Below are 16,674 nucleotides of genomic sequence, written 5' to 3' on the forward strand. Positions count from 1 at the left end.
CGGACTCTCCGAAAATCCGGAGGAGAGTCGGGTCTCAGGTCAGCGATATTCGCCTTCCCTATTTTACCACTGACGGAAAGCAGAAATCAGTCAAGCTCGTCCGCATCGAAACCGTTGCAAAGATCTTGGACCAACGGGCGACGGACGCAGAGAAAGAGTTTCAGAAACTCTGGAGCTGATTGTATCGTCAATCGCTTTGGAGCGCGCGCAAGGTATCATTCCAGCCATGCGCGTCCTCCCAAGCCCTCGCCCTCAGAAAAAAAGAAAAGCCATAGACCCCTCGAACTCGCCATCTCGAACAATACACCCTCAGTTCTACCCAGTTACTTCCATCCGCCCTCTCACAGGAATCTCATCATCCGCCGCAAGAATCCGCTTCCTGCTGTTTCCGCCGGAGAGCCGCTCGACCGATTTCCTGATCACAACCCGAGCAGCAACGGAGATCAGGAATGCTTGCCCGCCTCAAATCCCGCTTCGGCAAGGTCGACGCCAAAGCGTCGAAGCCGGACTTTTCAGTCCCGCATGGAGAAACGGCCACTCCGCCACGAGAGCCCACGCCGCTGCCCCACGCGGAGCCGCCCGCCAGTGCCTTCCCCCTCGACTGCCTGACGCCGAAGCTCCGTAGCGCGGCAGAGGCAATCGTCAGCAAGACACAGGGGCCGGCCGCCCTTGCCGCGCAATCCGTTCTGTCCGTGGCCTCGCTCGTTGCGGGGACACCCCCGATCCGGAAAGAAGATTTCTCGGGGCCTTGACTGCCACGAACGGCGTCGACCTCCACAGGAGACCCCCATGTTCAACTTCTCGAGCAATTCCGTCCCGGCGGGCCGCGATCCCGCGCTCGTCGCAACCAGGACCTTCTTCCAGGAGCACGGCTCTGCGCTGCTCAATGCCGCCGCCTTGCTCGGCGGTCCCTCCGCGCACCGTCGCTGCCTCCGTCTTCTGTCCGGAATTTCCGAGAGCTCCTCTCTCACGCGAGCGCTCAGGCAGGAGCTGGTCTGGCTGCATCGGCTTGTCTGCCTCGATTTCGTCGGGGATCCGGAGACCGAGGAAACAGCCCGCTTCGCGATGATCGACCTTCTGGATCCGCGGGTCGAAGAGATCTGCCTCGAGGCCGACCGTCTCTACGATCTTCTCGTCGCGATTTCGGATCTGGATCCCGGGTGCGATGTAATCCTAGGCGAGCTGTTCGACCTCTCTGCTGCATGACGCAGTCGGCCCGCAAGGGCCGGCAGCTTGAAGGCGTGGCAATTCCGCCGCGACCGATTCTTCTGGAGAAAGACATGCAGACCTATTACCAGATGCCCCTCGATGAGGTGTGCTCGCTGCTGATCGGGATGACCCGGGCTTTCATCGACCATTTCCCTGCCAACGAGGTCGCCGCCGATGCGCTCGAGCGCGGATCGCTGCGCCGCACTCTCGAGGCGATGCGCGCCTGTGCTGGGCTCTCGCGTCGCGACGACACGGACGTCGAGCTCCTGTCGGCCGTCCTGGAACGGGAGCGAGAGCGAGAGACCCTGGGCACCTTCATGGTGTTCGATGGCCGTGACGATCGTGATCTCGGCGCCGTCGGGGAAGTGCAGGAGATGCTGGACCTGACCTACAGGAGACAAGCGATCGACGCATGCGTCAGGTCCCTGCGGCGCATCACGCATATCCGCTCCATCTGCCGGGCCCTGATCGACGCCTAGAAGCTGCTGCTGGGGCGGTGAGTCCACCTTCCAAAAGCGTCCCGGTGGCCGGCGGGAATGCCGGCCACAACTCGGGGGTCATGACTTGGGGCTGAGCCGGAAGGCCTTGCGCCGCTTCTTGCCGCTGATCTTCGTGCCTGCGGGAAGCTCCTGGACCCATCCATATTGCATCAGGACGGCCAGCTGCCGATCGAGGGCCTTCAACCGCCGGGAGGCGACCGGCCCGAACTGCAGAACCCGGTCGGTCGCGAACCCGTCGCCGGGCTGCAGGTTCTTCAGTAGCCAGTCGAGTAGGGTCTGGGCCTGGGCGATCTCGGTTTCGTTCGTGGCCGCGATGCACAGGAACTTGTATTGGCCAAGGTAGTATTTGACCATATCGCAGGCGGCTTTCATCACCTCGCCGGATACTGTCACGGCGTCCCGGTCCTCGAAGAGCGTCATTATCGCCGCGAGGCGACAGGCATGTTCCGGTGCCTTCCCGGCGAACCCGGAGATGTCCGCAGCCCAGCCGCCTCGGCCGAGTTCAGTCTCGATCTTGTCGTGAAACTCGACACAGATGGCCAGGGCGTCCTCCGAAAGAGTGAGAAGCCGTTCGGTGGTATCCTCCAGCGTGGTTATCAGCGCGGCCTCCACCTCGTCATGAAAGTGACTCACAGCGGCTTCGTCTTCTTTGTTCGGCCGCCGATATTTTCGGTTGCCCATGTTGCTGACGGGCCAGCACGGCAGCATCCTCGCCAGAATGCCCTGACCGATCAGAAATTCGTCGCCGTAGGTGTCACGGATCAGCGTCGGCTGGAACATGAGGTTGATCGTGGTTGCAGTGGGAGGGACATAGCCGTCGCCCTCCTGACCGGCACGCGGACGGAAGAAGTAATCGCCGTCCCAGAATTTCGACACGATGCCGCTGGTCTTCGCACGTTGGTCTTTTGACATGGAATGGCCTCCCCAGAAGCTGGCCGCTTCGTCGGTGAACCAGCCCAGGAAACCGCATCCGGACGCGATTGCTTTGAAGGCACCCTCGACCGTGGGTTCTGTCACCAGAAAGCTTGGACAGACCGGAGCCGCGGGTTTCTCTTCTCCGCGCCCGGCGCTTGCAACCTCTGACTTGTGCCGCGCCATGGCAATCTCGTGCTCCTTCCGGAGACGCATGATCACCCGGTCGATACCGGTCTTGGCGATCTTGTCTGCTGCGCTCTTACGCTCGCCCGACAATGCGATCGTGACGAAAGCTGCGGTCGCGTTCGAAGGCGATCTGAGTGTCTGGACCTTCGCCCGGCTCTTGCCGGGGTATCGTAGCAGCAGAAGAAGGGGCCGCCTGCTTGGTTGACTTCGTTGATCGCGAGGCGCCGCGTTTCCGTTGGCCGCGCTCTCGCCCCGAGGAGCGCGACCAACGGAATGACGGCGCCCATTCCCTCTCTTCACCCTTGGCTGGACGGTTCCGGACGAGGAATTGAAGAATTCGCAGTTTCGGTCCGGATGTTGCCGCAGGTTGCGGCGGAGGACGGAAAAAATTGAGAATGGGCACTTCCAACCCCGTGCGGGTGAAAAGGACCCGTCTTCAATTGAACCGGAAAATTGAAGATATTACAGTATTTTGCGGCGGTGGGCGGCGGGCCCATCAACACCTGCGATCAGGCTCAGGCACCATCATGTCCGCATGACGGTGACCACTGGGCCCCGCTGGCCGAATACAACTTGCTGGTGATCGAGCTTCCCGCCGATTTCTCGACGCAGAACCCTGGAACCACCCTGACCGCGCAGATCGTGGCGGTATCGAACGAACCGGTGGGGCCGCAAGCCTCCGGCAGCGCGATCCTGACGGTGGACCTGGCCGCCGAGGGCGATATCGAGATCACGGGGCCGGGGACCCTGGCGCTGGCGGAAAACGACGCGCCCGGAGATACCGATGAGGACACGACCTCCCAGGCGCCCTTGCAGTTTCGTCCGTTCGATGCGCTGCAGGCCACTGCGCCGGATGCGGATGGCTCCGAAGCCGTCGCGCAGGTCGATGTCACACTGACCGGCCTGCCCGCAGGCGCCACCTATTCCACCGGGGGCGGCTTCGTCGCGGTCCCGGTGGGCGGTGTCCTGCCCACTTTGACCCCGGCGGACTACACCGCCCTGATCATTCAACTGCCCAGCGATTTCTCGACCGCGTCTCCCGCCGCCACGCTCGCAGGCACGGTCACCTTCCGCACCGACGAAGCCCTTCTGGCGGGGGAGGGCGATACCGGCCCCACCGACGGGGTCGAAACCGCGGGCTTCACGGTCACCGTCACGGATGAGGCGGATGTCGACCTGCGCCTGGCCGACATCACGGTTGCCGAGGATGCGATCCTGCTCGATCCGTCCGTCTCCGAGATCCCGCTCAATATCGACGCCGTGCTTACGGATATCGACGGCTCGGAAACCATCACCGGCGCCTCCATCGCGTTCTCCGGTCTGCCGACCGGTGGCCCGACTACGCTCAGCGACGGTACGGTCCTGGCCGGCCCCGCGGCAACATGGACCGGCAGCTTCGCCGCGATGCAGGGGCTCGGTATCGCGTCATTCCCCGAACACTTCTTGGGCATTGTGACGATTACTCCGACGGTCGTGACCGACGAGGGCGACCCGGCCGGCACCAGCGCGACGTTCCTGCTGAACGTCACGCCCGTGGCCGAACCCGAGGTCACGCTTTCCGTGGACGCCACCGAGGCGCAAGTCACCGCCACCGGGCCCGACAGCTTCGCCGTCAGGGAGGACACGAGCTTCCGGCTCCTGATCGATGCCACGACCCCGGACCAGGACGGCAGCGAGAGCCTGAGCCGGATCGTGATCGACAATGTGCCCGCAGGCTGGTTGCCCGAAGGTGCGGTGCCGCCCGGCCTGTTCGAGACCGGGGGCGGCGACGTGGCAAACCCCACCGTTTCCGGCGGCCGCCTGACCATCACCCTGAACACCGGCGTTGCGAGTTTCGCGGGCGCGCTGCGCGTCACCCCGAGCGAAAACGAGGACCGCGATGTCGAGACCATCGTCGGCGCAGACCTCGCGGCGACGGTCACGGCGGTCGATACGGCGACCGGCTTGCCCGACAATACGGCGACAGCCGGGGACGATACGGATGTTGATCTCGACGCGGTTGTCGATCCGATCGATCTTGCCGTGGCGGATGCAGCGACCGACGAGAACACCGGCGGGCGCGCAACGCGGCAACTGAATATCACCAATGTCGATTTGCGGGACACCGACGGCTCCGAAGCGTTCGAGAGCGTCGAGATCACCCTGACCGTGCAGACCGAAAGCGACCCGTACGACCCCGCCACCCTGGAATTGCGGATCGGGGATGGCGGGATCAGCGGCTTCGTGACGATCACCCAGACCGGCAGTACCGCCGACACCGTGACCTACGAGGTTCTTCCGGTCGCCGGAACGACCTCTGCGCAATTTGCCACCGCCCTCGAAGCGCTCCAGGTGCGGGTGGACCAGAATTTCAGCGGCATCATCGAGACCGAAGGCACGATCTTCTGGTCCGAGACCCAAACCGGCGATACCGAGATCGAGCCGTCCGACAATCCGGCTTCGGAGGATTTTGCCACAACCATCACCTTCCGCCCCGTCGCCGAGGCGGAGCTGAGTGCCTCGGTCTTCGTCACAGACAGTGCCTTCTCCGCCGATGGCACCACGGCCGTGTCCGGCATTGCCCAAAACGCAGACACGCAGGCAAGCGGGACGCTGACACTGCTGGAAAGCACCGATGACGGCTCGGGGCAGGGTCAGGTGTCGGTCCTCGTTGGCATCGACGCCGCAACTCCCGACCCGGACGGCTCCGAGGCGCTGCAAAGCGTGGTGGTCTCGAATATCCCGACCTCCTGGATCGACGAGCGGCTGACTGGCGCCGCCCTCGACCCCAGCGCCTTTTTCATCCAAGACGGGACGGCACCGCTCTCGGCGGCGGAGTTCGCCAAGATCGACACGGCGCTCTACGACCCGGGCACAGGCGCCCTGACCCTGACTTTCGTGCCCGAAGTGACCGCGTTCGAGGCGGCGATCCTGCTGCAGCCAGCCTTGTACGAAGACTACGACTTGGACCGCGCCCCGGGGGACCCGTTTACCGCGGATGGCACCTTCTTCGCCGATGACATCTCGGTGACGGCCACGACGGTCGACGACAACTCCGCGCAGACCGCCACTGCATCCGCCAATGTCGAGCTCGATGTCGATGTCGACCCGGTCAACAACATCGCCACCATTCCTACGATCCCGCTGAATTTCGAGGATGTCGTGGATGCCGCGGGTGGGATCGCCCAAATCCCGCTTTCGCCGTTTATCCGCGACATGGACGGTTCCGAGACGATCACGGCCGTGGTCCTCAAGGACGTTCCCGATAACCTCAGCGTCTATGCCACCGACCCCGAGGATCCGACGGGACCGAAAGTGCCCGTGCTCCCGACCGAGATCAACAGCCCGCCGGGCTTCAACACCTGGAGCCTCGAGAACGGCCAGTGGCTCGATGCCGAGGTGCGCGGCGTCGCCTTGCACGCCGCAGGTGATTTCCCCATCGAGATCGACGTGGTCACAACCGAGGACGACGGGGGCGGGACCGCGGTCACGACGCTCAACACCGTTTTCCGGGTCGAACCGGTCGTGGATGGCGGCGATCCCGGCCGCAGCGTGACGGTGAACGAAGACACCGCCATTCAGGTGCCCATCGATGGCAACCTGATCGACAATCCGAGCAACTCACCCGACTCTCCCGAGGCCATCCTGGACGTGGTCGTCATCCGGGAAGTCTTTCCCGATTCCTTCGGCAGGTATCCGCGCTTTTTCGACGGCGAGCCGGTGCCCGTGCCCGGATCGCCCGGCCAGTTCACGAACGAGTTGGGGCTGACCATCCCGCTCCCGGGTGGGGCCGGGGATTTGACCCTGACCGCGACGCAAGCCAGCAACCTATGGGTTCTGCCGGGCCGGGACAGCAACGAGGATGTCTCCTTCGATGTCCAGGTGACCTATTTCGAAACCATCGAGCCGACACAGGCCACGATCGGCACCGGGCGGGTGAGCCTCGATGTCGTGGGCGTGGCCGACGACCCGATCGTCGACGCGCAGGACGCCGCCGCCTTCCCCGCGCCGGGCCAGATCGATGACGCGGTTTTCCGCCCGTCCGAGGTCGTCGACGGCACTCCGAACTCCGAGCGGGTCTATGGCTATGCCGGGTTCGATGACGGCCCGTTCCTGCTCGACAGCCGCCTGCAGGACAGCGTGATCACCTCTGGCACCCTCTTGCCCAACCCGGATCAGGTGTTCACCACAGACGGGGTCGTGCCCTTGTCGGGGACTGGGACCGAGATCCTGGTGCCCGAAAGTGACCCCGCCGCGGATTTCGACGGCTCCGAGGTTGTCTATTACGTGATCACCGGCGTCCCGGACACGGTGTCGTTTCTGAACGCGTCACCCGTGGACCTCAGCGGGGCGAGCTTTGTCGTCGGCGTTGAGCGGCTCGACCAGTTGGAGTTCGTGCCCGACCAGGGCATCAGCGAGGTAACCTATTATGACATGGCGCTGAACGTTATCGTTCTGGAAGACGACCAGGTATTACCGGATTTTACCGGCCTGACGCCGGAGGAAGTCTTTGCCGAGATCAACAGCCTGCAGGGCGGCTCGGTTCGCTCCACGGATTTCACGGTCGTTGTCGTGCCGACCCCGGGCGGCACGGGGCCAACCCCCTGCACCCCGGAACAGGACCTGCCCCTGCCGGAGTTGACGATCGAAGGCTCCGGTCCCGAAGACAGCGTCATCCCGCTCACGATCACCCTGACCCCCAATCCGCCTTTCTGGAGCACGATTGCCGATGTTTCCACCCTGCCCAACGGGGTGCAGGGCAGCCTCGGCGTGGGGATCAGTGTTCCGGCCGGTGCCGTGCTGTCCTCCTCGGTGCCCGGCGCGGTGCTGTTCGACCCGATCACCGGCCTCTATGTCGTTGATTTCGAACAGCTGGGTGTCAATCCATCGGATCCCACTCAGACTGCCGTGCCGCTCCTGTTCACCCCGCCCGAGCATGAATCGAGCCCCACCAACACTTTCGATCCCGACGATACGTTCGGCCCGGCCGACCCCTATGACGAGCTCGAAGCACTCGAATTCCAGCTGATCCTGAACAATGTCACCTGCGGCACGCAGACCAGCGGCACAGGCACCGTCGACCTGGAAATCATACCCGTCGCCGATGGCCCGCAGATCAGCTTCGCCGCCGCTGCCAGCGTGCTGGAGGACACCGACTATCTGCCGGGCATCACCATCGAAGGGATCGATCCCGGCGAACAGCCCTTCGGACAGGTTTTTATCGAGGTGGATGCCACCAATGGCGGGCAGATCTTCGACGCTGCCGGCAATGCCCTGACGGGCAGTCCGACCGCGGATGGGTTCGTGCGCTATGCCCTCGACCAGGCGGATCTGGCCGGTGTCTCGGTCCGCGCGGCGGAGCACTATAGCGGCCCGCTGGAAATCCGCGTCACCGCCGCATCGCAGGACATCAACCTCGAGACCGCCGAGACGACCGTGTCGCGGGTGATCGACATCATTCCGGTCGCGGACTTGCCCGAGTTCATCTTCGACACCTCGGAAATCGACCCGGACACCGGCGCGCCCTTCGTCGATCCCGCCCAGACCCCGACAGTGATCCAGGCGATCGAGGATGTGCCCTACAACCTGTCCACCGGGTTGCAAGCCTTTTCCCCCGACCGGGACGGGTCCGAGATCGTCTCCATCGTGATCTCCGGCATTCCGTCCTACCTGCTGGTCCAGGCCGGCGCGGGGGCCCCGGCGGGCGGCATCATCAACAACGGCGATGGCAGCTTCACCATCTCCGAAGACGCCTATCCGTTTGTCGAGCTGGTGCTGCGGGACGAACATGCCCGCACGCCCGATCCGCTCGACAGCACCATCGCGGATGGCATCCCGCTGGAGGTTACGGTCAATACGTTCGAGCTCGACAATGCCGATCAGAATACCGCCTCGACCGAGTTCATCTTTCGGGTCCGACCGGATGCTGACGTCCCGAGCCTGACCGCGTCCCTTGAGCCGGAAACCGGCGTGGAAGACGATGGCAGGGCTTTCGAGCTCGTTCTCGCAGGTACCACCCCGGACCCGCATGAGGATATGGAGTTCGTGGTCTCCCTGCCGCAGGGAGGCACGCTCTTTGTCGATGGTGTCGCGCAGACAGCGCAACCCGACGGCACGTTCCTGCTCCAGTCCGGTGTGCCCATCGCGTCCCCGGGCGGCGGGGGGCTCGTCTTCGGTGTTCCGGGCACAGTCACCATCGCCCCCCCCGCTGATTTTTCCGGCGACTTTACGGTTTCGGCTGCCGCCGTCACGCTCGATCAAAGCGTGGATGGCAGCTTCATCGACCGGCAAAGCTCCGATCCCGCCGATCTGGACGTGGTGATAATCCCCGCGGCGGACTTGGTTGTCACGCAAACCAACGATACCCTGGTGATCGACGAAGGCGATCCGCCGGATCAGCCGTCCTTCACCCCTGCCGACGAGATCACGATTGCTGTCACGGATAGGGACGGCTCCGAAACCGTCGACAGCCTCGTCTATACGCTGTCGGGCGTGCCGACCGGAACGACCTATACGGTTGGCGGTACGCAGACGGCGGTCACGGGGCCCGACCTTGTCTTTTCGGGCTCCGAGGCGGAGTTTGCCACACTGGACATCCAGTTCCCCGAGAATTTCGCAACCAACGGCGCCCCCCTTGCCGGATCTCTGGCCGTGACCACCAACGAGGGCGGGGCAGAGACCGTCAGCTTTACCGTGGATGTGACCGGTGAGTTGGACGTCGCGGTCACCGTCACCCCGACAGACCAGGCGCAGACCGGCATGGATGTGACCGTGCCCCTCGGCATCGACGCGGCCGTGATCCTGCCGCAGCCGGGGGATGTGGAAACGCTGGACGAGGTGGTCGTCACTTTCGATACCGCGCTTCCCGCCGGGGCGGTGCCCTCGGCCGGAGGGCTCTCGGGCGACCGCACAACGCTGACGGTGAGCCGTCCTGCGGCGACCAATTCGCTCGATTTCACGATGCTGGTGGCGGCGCTGGCCGTGACCCTGCCGGGCGATTTCTCCGGCCCGCTCTCGGGCGCGGTCACGGCGACGACCACGCATGGCACCTCCGCCCCGGTGGCGTTTACGGCGAACGTGAACGACCAGCCGGTCGTGTCGGACCCGGTCGATCTGGGAGAGACCGCGCAGACCACGCTGGTGGTTCCGGTCGGCACCTTCCTCGGGAATGCCAGTGATCCCGATGGCCTTGCAGGGATTTCGAACCTGGTCAGTGATGTCGGCGACGTGACTGCCATCGTGAACGGCAGCGACGTCGAGATCACCGTGCAGAACGGCTACGCCGGCCCGGTCAGCTTCAGCTACGACATATCGGACAGTGGCAGCCCGGTCGCCGTCACCCCCGCCACCGCGACGCTCGATATCACAGTCGAGTTCGCGCTTGCCTTCTCGGGGGGGCAGACCACCGGCCCGGATGGCACCCTGATCCCGGTTGCCGACGATCTGGACGGGGGCACAGGCCCGACCGATGTGGCCCTCGGCACTGCCGGGGCCGAGGCGGTGATCGTCGATCCAGCCGCGCGGGATTACGCCGGGATAGAGAGATTCTCGATGCTGGACGGAAACGACCTGGTGGACCTGTCCCAGGCGATGACGGGCTTTGCCGTCGATCTCGGGGCCGGGGACGACGCCGTGCGCGGCGGGGCCGGGGCCGACACCCTAACCGGCGGCGCCGGTGCGGACAGTTTCGCGCTCGGCGTGGCCCTTGATATCACGGACGTCATTACCGACTACGAGGCGGGCCTCGACCAGATCGACCTCAGCAGCGTCCTGACCGGCAGCGATACGCTCGACGGGCGTGCAAGCTTTGACGATACCACCGGCACCCTGACCGTGCTGGGCGAGGCCGCGGCGCAGATCACGGCGGCGGGCGGCGGCATTCCCGCCAGCGTCGAAGTTGTCTTCGAAAATGCCAGCGGCGCCCAGACAACGGCCGTGATCTGAAGCGTCAGCGCTCGCGCAAGGCCTCCGCCCGGGCCTTGCGGAATGGCTTGAGCAAGTAGTCGAGCACCTTGCGCTCCCCGGTCAGGATATCGACGCTGGCGACCATGCCGGGCCGGATTTCCAGCACCTCCTGACCGCGGGTCAGCTGGGTCTCTTCGGTCTGGATGATGATCGGAAAGAAGGTCTCGCCGGTGCTGTCGTCCTGTTCGGCATCGGCACCCACGCGCACCACATGGCCCGGCAGGGCACCGTAGATGGTGAAATCGAAGGCGGTGATCTTGACCTTGGCCGGCAGGCCCGGGCGCACGAAGGCAATGTCCTCGGGCCGCAACCGCGCCTCGATCTCCAGTCCGGTGCCTTCGGGCACGACCCGCAACACCTCCTCGCCGGGCGTGACGACCTCGCCCTGACTGCTGACATTCAGCGCCGAGACGACCCCGGTCACCGGCGCGCGCAGGGCCGCGCGGGTCACCACGTCTTCCGCCCGGCGGATCGATTCGAGGATGATCGCCAGATCGTTCAGCGTCTGGCTCCGCTCCGCGTTGATCTCGGCCCGGCGCAGCAGGTCCAGCTCCGTAAGTCGTGCCTCCGCCTCCATCAAGGCGGCCTCTGCCTGGGCGCGACGGCTGTCCAGACGGTCACGCTCGGACCGCATGCCCGTCCGCTCCCGCTCGACCGGAATGATCTGCGCCCGCGGAATGACGCCCGAATTCTCGCGGATCGCGATCTCTTCGTCGAGCAGCGCAAGGCTTTCGTCGCTGCGCGCCAGCCCGTTGGTCAGCTCGGTAATCTCCTGTCGGCGCTGCAGAACCTGCGCCTCCAGTACCGCGCGTTGGCTGACATAGGACGCCCGCCGACTGTCGAAAAGCGCCCGCTCGCGCAGCGCCAGGGGGTCATCTGCCGCCAATCCCGCTGGCGCGAAATCCACCGCCGCCGCATCGCCCAACTCGGCCTCCAGGCGCAGGGCGCGGGCGCGCAAGGCGGCGCGCCGGGCCGCAAGCTCGCCCAGATCGGCCGATGCGCCGGTGTCGTCGATCCGCACCAGTTCCTGCCCTGCAGCCACCCGGTCGCCCTCGGCCACGAGGATTTCCGCGACGAGCCCGCCTTCCAGGGTCTCGACCCCCCGCGCACTGCCCGAGGGCACCACCCGACCGTCGGCGCGCGAAACCTCTTCGATCGTCGCCCAACCGGCCCAGACCAGCCCGACCCCCGCCAGCGCGATGATCAGCAAGAGGATCGCGGTCAGCCCGCGCCGGGGCCGGGCCATGCGTGACGCTTCCGCGCCGATGGCGAACTCCTCCAGCTGCCAATCTCGCGCGTTCATGACGTCCCGCCCTTGAGCGTGGCGAGGATATCCGCCTTCGGCCCGTCCATCTGCACCTTGCCCGCCTGCATCAGCACCACCCGGTCGGTCAACTCCAACAGGCCCATCCGATGCGTGGCCACCACCAAGGTCATCGGGTGCGCGTCCAGCGCGCTCCGCAACCGGTCGATGAACCGCCGCTCCGCCTGCTGATCCATGGAAGAGGTCGGTTCATCCAGCAGCAGCACCTTGGGCCGAGGCAGCAGCGCCCGCGCCAGCGCCACCATCTGCCGTTGCCCGCCCGACATGTTCCGCCCGCGCTCGGCAATGGGCATGGCGAAGCCTTCGGGATGGCTGGCCGCGAGGGCATCCACCCCCGCCAGCCGCGCGGCGCGCAGGATCTCCGCATCGCTGGCCCCGCGTTTGCCGAAGGCGATGTTCTCAGCCAGGGTGCCCGAGAACAGGACAGGTTCCTGCGGGACCAGCTGCACATCCGCGCGCAGCTCCGCCGGGTGCAGCTGGGCCATGTTCAGCCCGTCGATCAGCACCAGCCCCTCGTCGGGCTGGTAGAGACCCGCCAGCAGCCGCACGAGGCTCGTCTTGCCCGCCCCGACCGGGCCGATCAGTGCGACCCGCGCCCCGGCGTCGATCGACAGGGACAGATCGGTGAGCGCGGGCTGAGGCGCATCGCCATAGGTCAGCTTGGCACCGCGCAACTCCAGCGCCCCGTCCGAGACCCGCTCGTTGAGCCGCCGCGCGTCCGGCGTGCCGTCCGACGGCAGCGCCATCAACTCGTCCAGGCTGCGCAGGGTGGAGACCGCGAAGCTCGCCCGCACGAATAGCGCCGCGAGCGCCGCCGTGGGCGCCAGCGCCCGACCCGACAGGATCATCGCCGCGATCACCGCCCCCATGGTGATCTGACCCTCCAGCGCCAGGTACACACCGATCACAACGATCCCGACCGAGGACAGCTGCCCCACCAGCCCGGTCAGCGTCGTTGCCACCGTCGACAGGCGTCGGGCGCGCTCTTCGGCCTTGGCGTTCTGCGTGACCCGCTGCTCCCACCTGTCCTGCATCCGGCCTTGTCCGCCCACGGATTTCAGGGTTTCGAGCTCGTTCATCGCCTCGCTGGCCACCGCCGTCTTCGCGCCGCCAGTCTGGCGCACCGTGCCCACCGCGTTTCGCAACGGGATCAGGACCAGCACCCCGAAGACAAGAACCGTCAAAACCGCCAGCGCCGGCGGCCAGGCCAGCGGTCCGCCGATATAGGCGATCACCGCGATGAACACCGCGGTAAACGCCAGGTCGGTCAGCGTGGCGACCGTTTGCGACGAGAACACATCGCGCACCTGCTCGAAATCCTTGAGCGTGTTCATCAACGTGCCTGCCGGGGCCGTGCGCGCCGACAGTCGCAAGTCCGAGACATGGCGGAAGATCTCCGACGATACGGCCAAGTCCACCTGCCGTCCCACCACGTCCACGAGCCGCGCACGCAGGGCCTTCAGCCCCGCATCGACGATCAGGGCCAGCCCGACACCGATCACCAGCGACCAGAGCGTGATCAGCGCCGCATTGGGAAACACCCGGTCATAGACATTCATGGTGAAGATCGGCACCGCGAGCGCCAGCAGGTTGATCACCGCCGAGGCGAGGATGACCTGGGTATAGGCGGGCCAATGCCGTCGCACAGCCCCCCAGAACCAGTGCCCTTGCCCCGGTATCGCGCTGCCGGGTGCCGGTGCCGCGACACCCGGCTCGGCGCGGATCAGCAATACATGTCCCATGTATACCGCGCGCAAAGCCGCCAACTCGACCGTGATCTCCTCCGACCCGCGGGAGGGCCAGAGCACCCGCACGGTGTCTCCGTCGCGCGCGATCAGCACGCAAGCATCGCGGCCCTCCAGAAACAGGACCGCCGGCAGCACCGCGTCCGGCAGGTGCGACAGACCCCGGCGCACCAGCCGCGCGGCGTGGCTTTGGGCCTCGGCGGCGGCAACGGCGCGGGCAGGCGTCAGCTTGCCATCAGCCGGTAGGGACAGGTTGGCCACCAGGGCCCGCGTCCCCACATCATGCCCGCGCAAGCGCAGAGAACCTCCCAGCGCCTCTGCGAGCGGGTCGAAAACCTGCGGGTCGAGATCCCAGTCCAGCTTTGGCGCCTGCGCGCCGTCCCGCCGCGAAATGGTCAGACGCGCGGTGTCCTTGCGGTCAGCAGGGCGCATCGAACAGCCCCTCCGCAAGCGATCCGATCACTGCTTGAGGCTCTTGCGCCACTCGGCGAAGCTCTTGGAATCCACCGCCTCGGCGGACGGCGCCGCGCCCACATCCGGCGCGCCACCCTGCGCGCGAGCGTAGGCGGCGGCATCGGTCGGCGGCTCGATCCCCAGCGTCGGCAGCAAGACGCCCATCGACGCCAGAATGCGATAGTTGATATAGGTCTGCAGCGATTTCAGGTTCGCCAGGTTGATCTGCGCCTCGAAAAGCGAAATCTGGGTGTTCAGAATGTCCAGCAGGGACCGTGACCCGACCTGAAATTCCTGCTCGTAAGAGTCCAGCACATCTCGCGACAGGCTCACCTGCCGATTCAGCAACTGCACCCGTCGCGCGGCCGCATCGCGGTTCGCCCAGCTCTGCCGCACCTCGCGCTCCACCAGCCGCACCTGGGCAAGCAGGGTGGAGCGTGCCTCGTTCACCCGGCGCACCTGCTCCTGGCGCAGTGCCCGGTTTTGCGAGCCCTGGAACTCGTAGCGCAGCAACAAGCCTACACCGTAATCCTCGACCGACCCCTCGAAGCCGTCCAGGTCCTCGCCCCGGCGGGCGAAGGCCTCCGGGTCGAGCGACGGGTACCGGTTGGCCGCCGCCTTGCGTGCCAGCGCCTCGGCCCCGCCCACATCCGCCTTTAGCAACAGGATGGTCGGGTTTGTCCGCCGTGCAACACCCAACGCGCCCTCCACCGACGCGGGGATCGTGCCGCCAAGGCCCGGAACCCGCCCGAGGTTCTGTGCATCGACGCCGACGACCTTCTGGAAAAATGCCTCGGCCTCCGCGGTGTCGAGCCGGAACACCGTCAGCGTGTCCTCGGCGAGAAAAACACGTTCCTCCACCTGTTGCAGGTCGGAAATGCCGACAATCCCGTTGTCGAACGCCTGCTGGATGCGGCGGAGGATATCCCGGTGATACTCCAGGTTCTGCTGCGCCAACCCGACCAGCGCGCGATTGCGCAGCACCTCGGCATAGACCCGCACCGCCTCCAGCTACAGAAACTCCGCCCGCTCCAGAACGCGCAGCGCGGCCCCGTCCACGCGACAGGCCTGGCGCTCGATCTCCGAGCGGGTGGCGAACCCGTCGAACAGGTTCTGCGTCATCCGCACGCCGACGCCATAGCCGGTGATCGCATCATCCCCCGCGGGCAGGGACGGGGTCGTGGTGCCATTGTTCCGGCTGATCCCGGTTTCCGCCTCTAGCGAAAAGCGTGGCACCCGGAAAGAGCGCGCCTGGTCCAGTTCGAACTCGATCCCCTGCTTGTTGGCCGCAGCTGCGCTGATCTCCGGGTTGGATTCCAGCACGTAAAGGATCGCCTCCTCGACCGTCAGCGCCGAAGCCGCCGAAGCGGAGAGAAACATCGCACCTGACACTGCCAGCCGAACATAGTACCGCGTCTTGCGTGCAAGCTCTCTGGTGCTGGACTTAACTCTTCTTAAGCCTGTTGTTTGTGCCCTGTTCACAGCCGCAGGCCGCTCACCTCGTAAAGAATGCGCCTGGGATGTCATGGCTCGTCGCAACGGTTTTGGGGACCCCGTCTTGATGAAACGCCTCTTGATCCGCCTGATCCTTGCGCCCGTGGTCCTCGTCTGGGGGGCGGTCGCGCAGGCGCAGGATCTCGGAACCGTCCTCTTCGATTTCGACAGCGCCAGCCTCGATGCCGAGGCCGCGACCCAGGTTCGGGCCATCGCCGAGGCGCTGGAGGCGACGCCGAGCTACAAACCGACCATCGTGGTGGGCTATACCGATGCCGTGGGCAGCACCGGCTACAACCTCGCCCTGGGCCAGCGCCGGGCGCAGACGGTCGCCGATGCCCTGACTGCGCAGGGCGTACCCGTCAGCCGGATCGGCACCATCGCAAGTCGCGGCGAGGCGGACCTCGTCGTCGCCGTGGCCACCGCCGAACGCCGCAACCGTCGGGTGAACGTGGCGCTCGACGACATGCTCTCGGCCTGCCGCAGCTACCGCGATATCGACCTCAACCCCGCAGGCTTCGGGGACGCGTTCCAGGTCGACCTGCAATCGCGCCTCGCCGAGGCGGTCAACGCCTACAGCCGCTTCACCGGCGATGGCCAGAACGGTCCCGCGTTCCAGATGGCCGGGGCGGCCAAGTACGATTGCGGCATCGCCGCCGGGCTTGGGCCGAACGAGGATCGCAAACTCGAATACGGCCCAAAGTGCTTTTGCAATTCCGCGCGCCTCCGCGTGGCACTTGGCGGCGCGCGCTAGGGTGCCGCTGCGCGCGGGTTACAAGCCCCTTGTCCCCAAAGCCTGGTGAGTTGAAGGCTGCGAGCCCAACTCCCGTGTGACCGCGATGGGCGATGCGTGCTCACTTGGCCGTCCCGCAAACGGTGCCAGCGCGGTGTAACCGATCCCCCG

General features: G+C 65.8%; 9 protein-coding genes and 1 pseudogene. 5 read left to right on the forward strand and 5 right to left on the reverse strand.

What is annotated here, in order from left to right:
* The first annotated feature begins 47 nt into the window (after positions 1–47).
* From PVW48_RS20115 to PVW48_RS05775, 3 genes are all read left to right on the forward strand, one after another.
* Positions 48–179, forward strand: coding sequence for a pyocin activator PrtN family protein (locus tag PVW48_RS20115; protein WP_422703851.1), 132 nt, complete (start codon positions 48–50; stop codon positions 177–179).
* 610 nt (positions 180–789) lie between these two features.
* On the forward strand, positions 790–1,206 hold the full coding sequence (locus tag PVW48_RS05770) for a hypothetical protein (RefSeq protein WP_012179170.1): 417 nt from the start codon (positions 790–792) through the stop codon (positions 1,204–1,206).
* Positions 1,203–1,688 (forward strand): hypothetical protein, encoded by a 486-nt coding sequence (locus PVW48_RS05775; protein WP_012179169.1) that lies wholly within the window; start codon positions 1,203–1,205, stop codon positions 1,686–1,688. The genes PVW48_RS05770 and PVW48_RS05775 overlap by 4 nt, the downstream gene beginning before the upstream one ends.
* A 78-nt stretch (positions 1,689–1,766) precedes the next feature.
* Here the strand turns inward: PVW48_RS05775 and PVW48_RS05780 are convergent, their stop codons facing one another.
* Entirely contained in the window at positions 1,767–3,110 is a 1,344-nt protein-coding gene (locus PVW48_RS05780) for a DUF3987 domain-containing protein (RefSeq protein WP_274580661.1), read from the reverse strand.
* A gap of 153 nt (positions 3,111–3,263) precedes the next feature.
* Between PVW48_RS05780 and PVW48_RS05785 the strand changes: the two genes are divergently transcribed.
* Entirely contained in the window at positions 3,264–10,733 is a 7,470-nt protein-coding gene (locus tag PVW48_RS05785) for a cadherin-like domain-containing protein (RefSeq protein ID WP_274580662.1), read from the forward strand.
* A 4-nt stretch (positions 10,734–10,737) separates the two neighbouring features.
* On the opposite strand, the gene PVW48_RS05790 is transcribed toward PVW48_RS05785, so the two are convergent.
* From PVW48_RS05790 to PVW48_RS05805, 4 genes and pseudogenes are all read right to left on the reverse strand, one after another.
* A complete protein-coding gene (locus PVW48_RS05790; RefSeq protein WP_274580663.1) occupies positions 10,738–12,057 on the reverse strand; it encodes an HlyD family type I secretion periplasmic adaptor subunit in 1,320 nt (439 codons plus the stop codon).
* Complete coding sequence (locus tag PVW48_RS05795; RefSeq protein WP_274580664.1) at positions 12,054–14,255, reverse strand: type I secretion system permease/ATPase; 2,202 nt, start codon at positions 14,253–14,255, stop codon at positions 12,054–12,056. Before PVW48_RS05795 ends, PVW48_RS05790 begins: the two co-directional genes overlap by 4 nt.
* A 27-nt stretch (positions 14,256–14,282) precedes the next feature.
* Positions 14,283–15,098: a TolC family protein gene (locus PVW48_RS05800; RefSeq protein ID WP_338020467.1), complete on the reverse strand. Its 816-nt coding sequence runs from the start codon at positions 15,096–15,098 to the stop codon at positions 14,283–14,285.
* Positions 15,078–15,803 (reverse strand): annotated as a pseudogene (locus tag PVW48_RS05805) (TolC family protein); the annotation flags it as partial. The pseudogene PVW48_RS05805 and the gene PVW48_RS05800, both read right to left, overlap by 21 nt.
* 34 nt (positions 15,804–15,837) lie before the next feature.
* On the opposite strand from PVW48_RS05805, the gene PVW48_RS05810 reads away from it, so the two are divergent.
* Positions 15,838–16,524, forward strand: a complete 687-nt coding sequence (locus PVW48_RS05810) for an OmpA family protein (protein ID WP_274580665.1) — start codon at positions 15,838–15,840, stop codon at positions 16,522–16,524.
* Positions 16,525–16,674 lie beyond the last annotated feature (150 nt).

Origin of the sequence: Dinoroseobacter sp. PD6 (assembly GCF_028807315.1) — a bacterium.
GTDB classification, from domain to species: domain Bacteria; phylum Pseudomonadota; class Alphaproteobacteria; order Rhodobacterales; family Rhodobacteraceae; genus Dinoroseobacter; species Dinoroseobacter shibae.